General features: G+C 41.1%; 8 protein-coding genes and 1 pseudogene. 3 read left to right on the top strand and 6 right to left on the bottom strand.

The features are described 5' to 3' along the window. A pseudogene (locus K4A83_RS05355) lies at window positions 1-1,249 on the top strand (hypothetical protein); the annotation flags it as partial. Window positions 1,250-1,308: 59 nt separating this feature from the next. Here the strand turns inward: K4A83_RS05355 and K4A83_RS05360 are convergent. The 5 genes from K4A83_RS05360 to K4A83_RS05380 all read right to left on the bottom strand — a co-directional run bounded on the left by K4A83_RS05360 (window position 1,309) and on the right by K4A83_RS05380 (window position 4,494). Further along, window positions 1,309-1,689: a hypothetical protein gene (locus K4A83_RS05360; RefSeq protein ID WP_265263409.1), complete on the bottom strand. Its 381-nt coding sequence runs from the start codon at window positions 1,687-1,689 to the stop codon at window positions 1,309-1,311. Continuing rightward, a complete protein-coding gene (locus K4A83_RS05365) occupies window positions 1,689-1,895 on the bottom strand; it encodes a hypothetical protein (protein ID WP_265263410.1) in 207 nt (68 codons plus the stop codon). The genes K4A83_RS05360 and K4A83_RS05365 overlap by 1 nt, the downstream gene beginning before the upstream one ends. Before the next feature lie 23 nt (window positions 1,896-1,918). Next, window positions 1,919-2,134 carry a hypothetical protein gene (locus tag K4A83_RS05370; RefSeq protein ID WP_265263411.1) on the bottom strand — a complete coding sequence of 72 codons (216 nt, stop codon included), beginning with the start codon at window positions 2,132-2,134 and terminating at the stop codon, window positions 1,919-1,921. Window positions 2,135-2,452: 318 nt separating this feature from the next. Next, window positions 2,453-3,892: an XDD3 family exosortase-dependent surface protein gene (locus K4A83_RS05375; protein WP_265263412.1), complete on the bottom strand. Its 1,440-nt coding sequence runs from the start codon at window positions 3,890-3,892 to the stop codon at window positions 2,453-2,455. Between the two features lie 410 nt (window positions 3,893-4,302). Further along, window positions 4,303-4,494: a hypothetical protein gene (locus K4A83_RS05380; protein WP_265263414.1), complete on the bottom strand. Its 192-nt coding sequence runs from the start codon at window positions 4,492-4,494 to the stop codon at window positions 4,303-4,305. Between the two features lie 207 nt (window positions 4,495-4,701). On the opposite strand from K4A83_RS05380, the gene K4A83_RS05385 reads away from it, so the two are divergent. Both K4A83_RS05385 and K4A83_RS05390 read left to right on the top strand, forming a co-directional pair. Further along, the gene (locus K4A83_RS05385; protein ID WP_265263415.1) at window positions 4,702-7,053 is read left to right on the top strand and encodes a CHASE2 domain-containing protein; all 2,352 of its coding nucleotides are present in this window, start codon (window positions 4,702-4,704) and stop codon (window positions 7,051-7,053) included. 16 nt (window positions 7,054-7,069) lie between these two features. Continuing rightward, on the top strand, window positions 7,070-7,777 hold the full coding sequence (locus tag K4A83_RS05390; RefSeq protein WP_265263416.1) for a DUF928 domain-containing protein: 708 nt from the start codon (window positions 7,070-7,072) through the stop codon (window positions 7,775-7,777). Between the two features lie 10 nt (window positions 7,778-7,787). Here K4A83_RS05390 and K4A83_RS05395 read toward each other — a convergent pair whose 3' ends face one another. Beyond that, on the bottom strand, window positions 7,788-10,394 hold the full coding sequence (locus K4A83_RS05395) for a CHAT domain-containing protein (RefSeq protein ID WP_265263417.1): 2,607 nt from the start codon (window positions 10,392-10,394) through the stop codon (window positions 7,788-7,790). Between the last annotated feature and the right edge of the window lie 391 nt (window positions 10,395-10,785).

The raw sequence follows: 10,785 nt of genomic DNA on the forward strand, positions 1-10,785 counted from the left end.
TACTTTAGATACAGGAGGACAGGTTTCTGCTACGACTTCTGGCAGTGGTCAAGGGGGAATTTTAAGCGTTAATGCTCAGGATTTTGTGCAGGTTTTCAATAATGCTCGTTTAAGTTTTGATAGTAGTGGAACAGGAGATGCGGGTCAGTTAGGGATTAATACGCGGCAGTTTACTTTAGATACAGGAGGACAGGTTTCTGCTACAACTTCTGGCAGTGGTCAAGGGGGAATTTTAAGCGTTAATGCTCAGGATTTTGTGCAGGTTTTCAATAATGCTCGTTTAAGTTTTGATAGTAGTGGAACAGGAGATGCAGGTCAGTTAGGGATTAATACGCGACAGTTTACTTTAGATACAGGAGGACAGGTTTCTGCTACAACTTCTGGCAGTGGTCAAGGGGGAATTTTAAGTGTTAATGTTCAGGAATTTGTTAAGATAAATGGAGCAGGAAGTCGCTTAAATTTAGCGAGTTTAGGGTCAGGAGATGCACAAGAACTAAATATAAACACGGGAGATTTAACTGTTGAGAATCAGGGCGAAATTTCCATTAGTGGATTGGGGACAGGTCGGGCAGGAGATTTGAATATTAAAGCACGCTCTATTTTCCTCAACCAACAAGGGAATTTATTAGCGAGAACGATTTCTGGGGAAGGGGGAAATATTCGCTTAGAAGTGGCTGAAAATCTGATATTACGTTATAATAGTAACATTTTGACCGAGGCATTAGGAACAGGAAATGGGGGCAATATTTCTATCACAGCTGGGGGATATGTTTTAGCTATTTTGTCTGAAAATAGCGATATTGCGGCGACAGCAATTGAGGGACGAGGGGGTAATATTTTTGTCCGAGCATTAGGCATTTTTGGCTTTAGTAATCCGGGGCGATTAGTCCGAACACCACAGAGCGATTTAAGTGCCAGTTCTACATTAGGAATTGATGGGATAGCTGTGTTAGATGTAGAACCATTTCAACCCGAGGAACAGCTACCCGGACAGCCGAATGATCCTCAAATTGGAACAGGATGTCAAGTCCGACGGGATGGCATGACCCAAGATTTAACCCGTAGTCGTTTTAACATCACTGGAAGGGGAGGTTTAGCACCTTCTCCGACTGATGCTTTATCGGGTTTTATGCTTTCCCCCTCCTTTATCCGTCGAGAAGTGGAGTCTGATGAGAGTCAAGGTTTATCGGATTTATCTACTCTTCAATTATTGTGGCAGTGTCAGGTTAAGAATTCTAGGATAGAATGAACTTCTAATTATTTAAGATGTGGAGTTAGGGAAAATTACACAATTGATGTCAGGTGATGTCAGGTAATTTTTTGAAGGTAACAGTATTGGGTGTTTTCTAAACACTTCATAATTTCATGAAATTTAATGAGAGGATAGCTCTGTTGTTGATATTCATCTTTTGAAGGAGAATCTCCCAATTTGTCGATCATATTTCTGCTTTCCTCATAAATTGCTTCTTTAAAAAAATCAATTAACCTCTGTCTATTAGAGATGATACCCTTATCCAAATCAACGGCTTCAATTTCCGTTTGCTCACCATCAATTTGCACCTCGATTCTATGAGTTGTACCTATTTCCGAAAAATCTGATTTAGCTAATCTTTCGTAAAACTCAGCCGATAATTCAATGTTAGTAGACGATTTATCATTTTTACCGTAAAATGCAATATCCAATGACATTACTTTACCTCCTGTGCTTCAGATTTTAAAAACTGTCTTTCATCAATATTTTCAGCCCAAGCAATACCAGCTTGATCAAATATATCTTTTGCGGGTTTGTATATCTTTCCCGTTGTCAGAACAGCACTTACCGTTCCCTTCTTGACAATTTTATTTGCTATATCTGAACCTATAAATTGTCTAGTTTTAATTTCAATATGTGTCATACTTGGAATATTTCACAAGTAAATTAAGGATTGTACTCCCCTTGAATTTGGCGAACAATCTCTTGCATTCTAGGAATATCATCTGGATTAATCAACAGAATGTCTCCCTTGGGATCATTGCCAGTAGTTCTTTGACATTCAATTCCTTTGTCTTGAAGTTTTTTTATTAACCACCCAATCATATTTTTATGAATGAGTAGTTTTTCCATCATTTTATCTTCATCAGTTTGATCAGTCATAATCAATGATGACTTATTTTCTGTTTAACTTGCGCAGATGTTACTTGTGTTAATTCATTACTCATTAATACTATAAAGACCAAAACTGAGTATCCATTATAGATCGAATTTCGTTGACCAGCAAGCTTTGTAATAATTTATTTACAATACAAAAACAGAAGACAACCAAATATAGGAGAAGCAACCTAAATGTTACAAGAATAACATTAACACATATCAGAGTTCAAAAATGGTGCGTCAGGATTACAGTTATTCCGGTTTAACCTAAGTTATTGCTTCTGACACACCCTACATCGGTTTCTAGTTCATTGGGGAAGACTATTGAATCCGTTTTTTTAGTTTTGTTCCGAGGAAACCTACCGTGATTAAACCCAAAAGAACAGTCGGTTCAGGTACTGTTTGTACCGGAGGCAAGATTAGTTTAGAGAGGTCTACATAGTCCGGTAAATCTTTTAAATCCTCAATCATGCGGATTTTAAAACTGCCGATTTCTGCATCTAAACCCAACTGTAAGGAAAAAGGTCGAACCGTTTTGGGTAAGTCAATTACTCCAACGGCTGTAAAGGTACTAATTGGTTGCCCAAAGAGTTCAACAAAATCTACTCGATCTCCGGGTTTTAACCCATTCAGTGTAACGGTTTGACTTTGACCGTTGATATCGGGGACAATAATGCTAAACTTATCTTCAGCAGCAATTCCACAAGGAAAATCCAAAATTTGTTTAAATTGTGTCCCTCCAATGGTTGTAAATTCAAAGCCTGTATAAGCTGGGGGATCATACCATTGATGAGATAAAACATCATAGAAAATTTTCCAACTGCCATCAATTTCATCCGGCGCTAAGGCTTTAAGTTCCCCTAATGTAACAGCACATCCGTCATCAATAACGGGGTTAGGTTCTGGTTCGGGGGGAGGTGGGTTAAAAGAACCGAGGAGTGCCATTCCATCGTTGAGACATTCTTTTAAGAGAGTAGCGATAAAATTACCTGTCCATTCTAGGGGTTTTTGGAAGCTAAATCCCATGATATTACTGCCTAGTTCAAAGAAGAAACTGGGATCAAATCCTGCTTGTTGTAGTTCTTCTTGACTACGCAAGGTCACATCTCCAATTCTTTGTCCACTGCCAATTACGTTAGGCATAAAACCTTGACTGGTATAGGGATCAAAGTAAGGGTCATTCCAGCGTAAATCTCCCATCCAAGTATCAAGATTTCCTAAGTTACCCTCTTGTTTAGCATAGGCATTATAGCCACCTAAATTCCAGAAACCTGCGTTATGTCTTCCGACATGATCTCCGGTAACATTGGCATAAACTCCTACATCAACGAGGGAATCATTATAAGGTGTGAAACGAACACCATACATTAGACCGGAGTCAAAAGCCGCTTGATAGTTTCCTGTGCCGGAGAAGTCAAAGAATAAGTCACCGGAAGCAATGCTGTTGTTGCGCACCGGGAAACAAGTACCGTTACTTAAACAGAGTTCTGGTCCGGTAACGTTGCCTTCTAGGGGGGTGTTTGTGTTGAGTGCAACCCAAATTAAACCTGTTTCGGAATCTTCTTTAATGGCCATGCCATAGTCTTCATAAATAGTTCCCCCAACTTGAACGTTACCATTCACTGTTCCATAACTATCATAACTGGGGTCAATGGTATAGAGCCAACCGTTGTGAAGGGTTGCGGCGAGACTGCTGGAGGCAGCACTGAGGCTTAAACTGAGGGTGGTGGCAGCGACACCTATCCAATGTTTCGTTTTCATAATCCTGACTCAGAGTAGATGAACAAATAGGATTGTCTTTTGTTGCGACAAGTCCCTAGAAGGGGCGGATATTTTTGCGTAAATTATCTCTTGACAATCTTACTTCTATCACGAAATTCTGGATTTTTGAGGTGATTTACTGAATCTTTAAGAAGGACAAAATAAGCGAAGAAAAAATGATGTTTTTTGTTAAAAAAAGACAAAAACCCCCTGATCCTCAAGGGAATTCCCCAGAGAAGCTTAAAAAATAATTTAGGGTTTACAAAAGCTTTAAATTACAAAAATGTCTGTTTGATTCCTCCTCAGAGCAGTACCCAGAGAGTAAGGGGAGACGATTCCTTGTTCTACTGGTGTCTCTGGTGCGATCGCCTGAATCCGATGCAACTTGTCAAAAAACGTTACAATTCCCCCTAACTCCCCCTTATACAGCGCGACTGTTGAACCACCCAGCCATCCATCACCGCGCACTGGAGACGGGTAAAAGCGCGTAAATCTTCCAAATCATATTGGGTCATTTGTATTAAATTTCGTAACTTGGCTTCAGTTTCGAGGGTCAAATAGCCAGTCTTTAACGCTTGTTGGGTCAAATCACGAATCAGCATAATGGGAAACCAGTTAGTTGATTTTACTGAATCTCTCTGGCCAGATGACCCAATTTGATGCAAGAGCAATCGAAAAATTCCCCGAGTTAGTAAAGTTTTGTCGCAAATTCTCCCACCCTGCATTATTTCCCCAGTTTTGCCCAGAGATTATAAATATAATCAAAGGATTCTACTCAAACCAGAATCCTAATAAGCGGTATTAGAAGGATGGAAAAAGTTGTTATTTTGGAACTGGATGGAAGCTTAGAAACCGGGTGTCGCGTCACCTTGGAAATTAGCTCATTAGGGATACCAAGCCTACTCAAGCGCAAGGGAAACCTCCCCCCCAATCTTCCCTTAGTCGAGGCATTACAACAACATTGGTTAGAACGGTATCGTCCTTTAGGAGCCCCCTATCGTCGTTCTCAGGACGCTCCCGAAATTTGGGAAGAGATTCTCTTTCGCATCAAACCCAAACAGATTGTACAACAAGCCCTAATTGAGCAGAGAATTGCTGAATGTCAGGAATCCGGTCAACAATTGTGCGATCTTTTCAATCAATGGTTAGACTCCCCCGACTTCCGACTCCTCGACAAAACCCTCCGTCAACACCTCTCCCCAGAAGACACCATCCGCCTACTCGTCCGCACCCAAAACCTACAACTGCAAAAACTCCCCTGGACTCAGTGGGAACTCCTCCAACATTACCCTAACGCCGAACCCGCCTTAAGTCCCCTAGAATCCACCTCCCACCCCCCTCAATATGCCTCCTCCCGCAACGGCCGCGTGAAAATCCTCGCCATCCTCGGCCACGACGACGGATTAAACCTCGCCAAAGACCGCCGCTTAATCGAAAACCTCCCCCAAGTAGACCCCCACTTCCTCATTAAACCCGACCGCGCCACCGTCATTGAACTCCTACAAGACCAATCCTGGGACATCCTCTTTTTTGCTGGACACAGTGAAACCGAAAATGACCAAGGCCGTCTTTACCTCAACCCCGACGAAAGTATCACCCTTGATGAATTGTGGTTTACCCTGAAAAAAGCCGTTGAACAAGGACTACAACTAGCCATTTTCAACTCTTGCGACGGTTTAGGACTCTCCCAGCGCTTAGACGACCTCAACATCCCCCAAATGATTGTCATGCGCGAATTAGTCCCCGACCAAGTAGCGCAAAAATTCCTCACCTACTTCCTCAAAAGCTTTGCCACCGGAAAACCCCTTTATTTAGCCGTCAGAGAGGCCAGAGAGCGGCTACACGACGAATTAGAACCCTACTTTCCCTGTGCGAGTTGGTTGCCTGTCATTTGCCAAAATCCCGTCATTCTTCCCCCCAGTTGGGAGTCCCTTTGTGAACTTCCAGAAACCCCCTCGCCAGACCCTCCCCCTGCTCCTGGGCGGAAACGTCCCCCGTGGCGACAATTAATCCTCACCAGTTTATTAGTAACTGCTTGTATTATTGGCCTGCGAGAAGTGGGGGTATTCCAGCCAGCCGAATTGAAGGCTTTTGATCATCTCATGAGGTTGCGACCAGACACCCAAGGGGCCGATAATCGGATTTTCGTCATTACCATTGGGGAAGAGGATTTACAGTATCAAGATGAGCAGGGATGGGAGCGGAGAGATTCTTTATCTTTTGAAGCATTAGACCTGTTATGGCAAAAATTAAAGCCTCATGAACCGCGAGTATTGGGGATGGGGATTGCGAAGCCTAAAAATTTGGAAGATCATCCTGAATTAATGCCCGAAGAAAGGATTATTCTTGGATGTCAAATTGCGTCACAGGATTTGCCCAGTCTGGGCGCTCCCGATGGTTGGTCTGAAGAAAGATTAGGATTTACCCAAGCTCCAGAAGATCCTAGGGGTTTCATCCGTCGCCAAACCCTAGTCCGTCGGGCTGATCCAAACTGTCCGACTCGGCGTTCTTTTGCCTTACGAATTGCTAATATTTATTGGCAGCAAGAAGGGCAAACTATTTTAGAAGAAATCGAAGATATTGAGGAATATTTTCACCCTTTGATAGAAACTAATACAGGAGGATATAGACTCTCAAAACGTCAAGCTGGAGGAGTCCAAGTTTTACTCAATTATCGTTTTCAGTCTCCCGCCCGGATTCCATTAAGGTTTATTCTACAAGGTCTTTCTAATGCAGAGATCCATAACTTAGTGCGCGATCGCATTATTCTCATCGGCAGAGATGAACATAGTGAGGGAGCGGTTTATACCCCTTATAAATCAGATATAAAAGAAGCTGGAATTGTTATTCAAGCTCACATGATCAGTCAAATTTTAGATCAATCTCGTCTTTATACTTTACCTCAGCCCATAGAAACTCTTTGGATCTTAAGTTGGTCGGTGGTTAGCCTAATGGTCATTCAATTATTCCGCAAACCACGCCTGTTAATCCTTGGTGTTAGCAGTACCCTAGGAGTCCTGTTTTTTCTGTGCTACATAAGCTTTAATCAGAATTGGTGGATTCCTTTAATTCCTTCGACTTTAGGGGTACTTGTAACCAGTTCAGTTAGCATTTATCTTGACCAAAAATTGCATGGTATCAAGGTTAACCAGTCAAATTAATTGGAGAGTAAAAGACATGAATTCACTCATTAAATTCCCTAAATTCTTACAAATTATCCTCCTGATGCTTGGCTTTTGGAGTTATAGCTTTTCCCTGCCAAGTCAAACCCAGAGTACAAACAATTTGCCTTTAGAAGATTTAAGATTAACACAAAGAAATAGAGAAGATGAAGATATAGAAGATGAAATAAATACGATTAACCGTCCTGGTTGTCCTCAACTTACTCATCCTTTAACCCCCATTGTTATTCATCAAGAGCGACCCGGGAACAGAATTTCACGTTTCGGTGAAACAACCCAAGAACATCCCACAATTTGGGTTTATATTCCTTATGAGACAGCTATGTTAGGTCGAGTAATTTTTGATCTGCGAGATCGAGATCAAAAATTACTTTATGAATTTAATGTACCAGTTCGTAATACTCCCGGATTCATTCAAATTCCACTCAACAAAGATTATCCATTAGAAATTGATCAATCCTATCAATGGCACGTAAGTATAGATATGTACTGCGCCGAAAATAGCCCTGCTCAATTTGATTCCACATCAGCATGGATTCGTCGCGTCTCTAACTCTAGCTCAGAAAAATTGATTTATGATCGTCTCACAAACCTTAATGATTTAGACCCGAATCAACAACAAAGTGCGTTACAGTCTTTACTCAGAGAATTAGGATTAGATTCCTTGCAAAATGAACCGATGAGTAATTGCTGTAAACCATAATAGCTCAAAACTATTGCCAATTCCCGACCAAAACATAAGACGACCAAAAATAAGGTAATCTATAATCTAGATTCTGCAATAACTGCACCTGAGCTTGACGTAAAGCTTCCCCTTTCGTCATCTCAGGTTCTGCTAGGTTGTCATAAAAATGGCTGATTAATATGGCGGTTGCTGCATCATTAATATCGAATAAAGAAGCAATGGTACTCCTTGCTCCAGACTGAATTGAAATGCCCGCTAAACCTAACGTAGCACGTTTATCTCCTATCGCTGTTTGACAAGCACTCAAAACTAATAAATCTAGGGGGGTTTCCGTTCTCTCTCCCTGAGTTTGCAAAATGCTGCTTAATTGATTCAAAGTGATTTTCTCCTTATAGGCTGAAATATAAGTGGCATTGGGATCAGATTTGAACATTCCATGAGTCGCTAAGTGAACGATATTAAATGATTGCTGGATTAGGGCATTTTTAAAGGAAAAAGGAGTAAACTCTTGATTCTTTAGGATAGTATTTTGAGGGAACTTAGATTGGATATAGCTTAACTCTTTTTCAACAAAGGGTAAGGCAATTTGTCCTAAATTTTCTTCACTAACCCCGGCAGCTATAATATTTTTAGATTCTAGAGGAATAGCTGAAGTTTCTAAAACATTAAATCCTAAGTTTAAGGCAAGACTGTATTTTTCAATTAAGTATTGTTCCCCATCATACAGCGCATTGAGAGGAATATTTTTTAACTCGCTATCTAAAATAAATACTAAAGAGCTAATTTGATTAGATTGTAAATTGTCTTCGACAGGTTCAATTAATAACCGATATAACTCTGAAAAAACAGTAGAGTTTATTTTTCTTTTAATATGATCTCTAATTTCAGCTACTTTAGCCTCAATATCATCTGCTTTTCTCGCAAAATGGATGAACTTCTCATCCTTGGGAAACTTGACAATTCCATGAACCTGATCCTCTAACACAATCAGGGAAATAACGGCTGTATTTAAATTATTCTGAACAATGTAATCATTTAACGGCACTCCCTGATCATTGCGCAGTTGACATCTTAAATAGTCTTCGAGTTCAGCTACTTGTAACTGTTCAATAATTTGCGCTGCTTGTTGCAGAGACGGATTATCGTCTTGATTAATCAAAAGCTGGGCAAATTGTCGATAAACGGGTTCAACATCATCGCGGAATAAAAAGGGATAATCAAAGTTATTCAAGGCTGTTAAATTTAGTCTCACTTTATCCAAACTCTTCAGAGAAGCTTGATAGGCTAAAATAGCTTGCTTGGGTTGGTTTCTTTGGGCTAAAATTCTCCCCAGTTGCCATTGCCATTGATAAAGTAATTCTGGGGATTGCATTTGTTGAGCAAGTAAAAGGGCTTCTTGTGTCAGTTGCTGTGCTAGAGGCCATTGGTGCTGTTTTTCATACCAAGTGCCTAAATATCCTTTGGCGTAAGATTGAGTTTGATGGTTGTTAATTAGAGTGGATTGCTCAATCACTTGTTCTAAAAGTTGTGGTGCTGCTTGAGCAAAATCTTTAGGTTGACTTTCAGTTAAAGCATGAGCGAGTTTGAGTTTGGCGTAAAGCAGTTGATGGGAGAGATTATGTTGTTCTAAGAGGGCAATTTTAAATAAAAGCGGCTCTAAGTTTTGTAATTCGGTTGCCAATAGGGCTAGGTTTTTCTGAATTAAGTCCTGATTCCCTGCTATCTCGTCTGTGTGTTGGGAGAAGTCTAGCAACATTTGTAGGCGATTAGTTTGTGCTTGGATGTTTAATAAGGGAGGGGTTAAGGGAGATTCAATGACTTGTTGATAGGTGTCGATGGTTTGTGATAAAATTTGTAGTAGGTTGCTGCTTTCTTCGATAAACCTAGAATCTATTTTTTCATAAAATAATCGACTGTTTAAGTCCTTTTTCTGATAATATTTGGCTTGTAATGTATTGCCTAGTTCTAATAAAATAGCGGGCTTTAGGGCAGGTGAGGGTGTCTCTTCCAGTATCTGTAAGCTCTGCTTTAATAACCGTTCAGAATGGTCTAAATAATCGCCTTCTGTGCTGAAATATTGGGTTAATTCGGGTACATCTCCTAGGAGGCGGATGATTTGGGCGAGTTGTTGGATTCCTGTGGCTTTGAGGGGGGAGTTGGGGAGTTGGAGGAGGGGAGGATTGAGTTGGAGAATACGGTTGAGGGCTTCTCGATAGAGTCCAAGGTTTTGTAGGGCAAGGGTTTGATTAATTTGCGTTTCAATGGCTCGTAAAGGTTGCCGGATTTGCTGATAATATTGGGTTGAATTTTCCCAAGCTTTGAGGGCGGGTCGAAAGTGACCTAAATTGAGGGAAAGTTGTCCTTGAACGGACCAGGTTTGTGCTAAAAGGTTTAGGGTGTCTGGGGATTTTGGTTGTTGGTTTAAAAGCTTTAAACTTTGGTCTAAATGGGCTTGGGCTGCTGTCCAATTCCCTTGTTTTTGGTACAATAGGGAGAGGTTGGTGAGGACAAAGGCTTGTCCCCCAATGTCTTGGCGTTGGGTGTATTGAGTGAGGGCGGTTTGTAGGAGTGCGATCGCCTCCTCCATCTGTTCTGAGTTATTCTGCTCATAGAGTGCCGATGCTTGCTCAACCAACTGCTGAGGGGTTAGGGTTGTTTGAGAGGGTGCGGGGACAGGGAAAAGTGCTAAGGTCAAACAGAGCAAAAACAGGCAGAAATAACCTAACCCAGAGTGACGCCAAGAGCTTAAAAAAGAGCGTATTGGTCGTGATTGGACGTAGCCTTTTGTGGTGTAGAACTTTGTAGGATGAGACTTTTTAATCGTATAGCGTTTCCAAATCATTCATTGATCAACTCTCACTTTGGGTCTTAACTGGTCAAGATTGGCGATCCCTCTAGCTCATCAAAACCTCCTGGGTCTGAAACCCCGTCCTTTAAGGACGGCTTTGTATTTTTCTGGTAATATTGGAAATATCGAAAAGCGAAAACCAAGGCTATTCGATATTAGCACCTTGAAAATTGGATAT

The organism is Spirulina subsalsa FACHB-351 (assembly GCF_026130165.1).
Taxonomy (GTDB): domain Bacteria; phylum Cyanobacteriota; class Cyanobacteriia; order Cyanobacteriales; family Spirulinaceae; genus Spirulina_A; species Spirulina_A subsalsa_A.

Coding starts and splice junctions, on each gene's coding strand:
- K4A83_RS05375 (WP_265263412.1), bottom strand. CDS start 3,892: ATGAAAACGAAACATTGGATAGGTGTCGCTGCCACCACCCTCAGTTTA.
- K4A83_RS05370 (WP_265263411.1), bottom strand. CDS start 2,134: ATGACTGATCAAACTGATGAAGATAAAATGATGGAAAAACTACTCATT.
- K4A83_RS05360 (WP_265263409.1), bottom strand. CDS start 1,689: ATGTCATTGGATATTGCATTTTACGGTAAAAATGATAAATCGTCTACT.
- K4A83_RS05390 (WP_265263416.1), top strand. CDS start 7,070: ATGAATTCACTCATTAAATTCCCTAAATTCTTACAAATTATCCTCCTG.
- K4A83_RS05385 (WP_265263415.1), top strand. CDS start 4,702: ATGGAAAAAGTTGTTATTTTGGAACTGGATGGAAGCTTAGAAACCGGG.
- K4A83_RS05365 (WP_265263410.1), bottom strand. CDS start 1,895: ATGACACATATTGAAATTAAAACTAGACAATTTATAGGTTCAGATATA.
- K4A83_RS05380 (WP_265263414.1), bottom strand. CDS start 4,494: ATGCTGATTCGTGATTTGACCCAACAAGCGTTAAAGACTGGCTATTTG.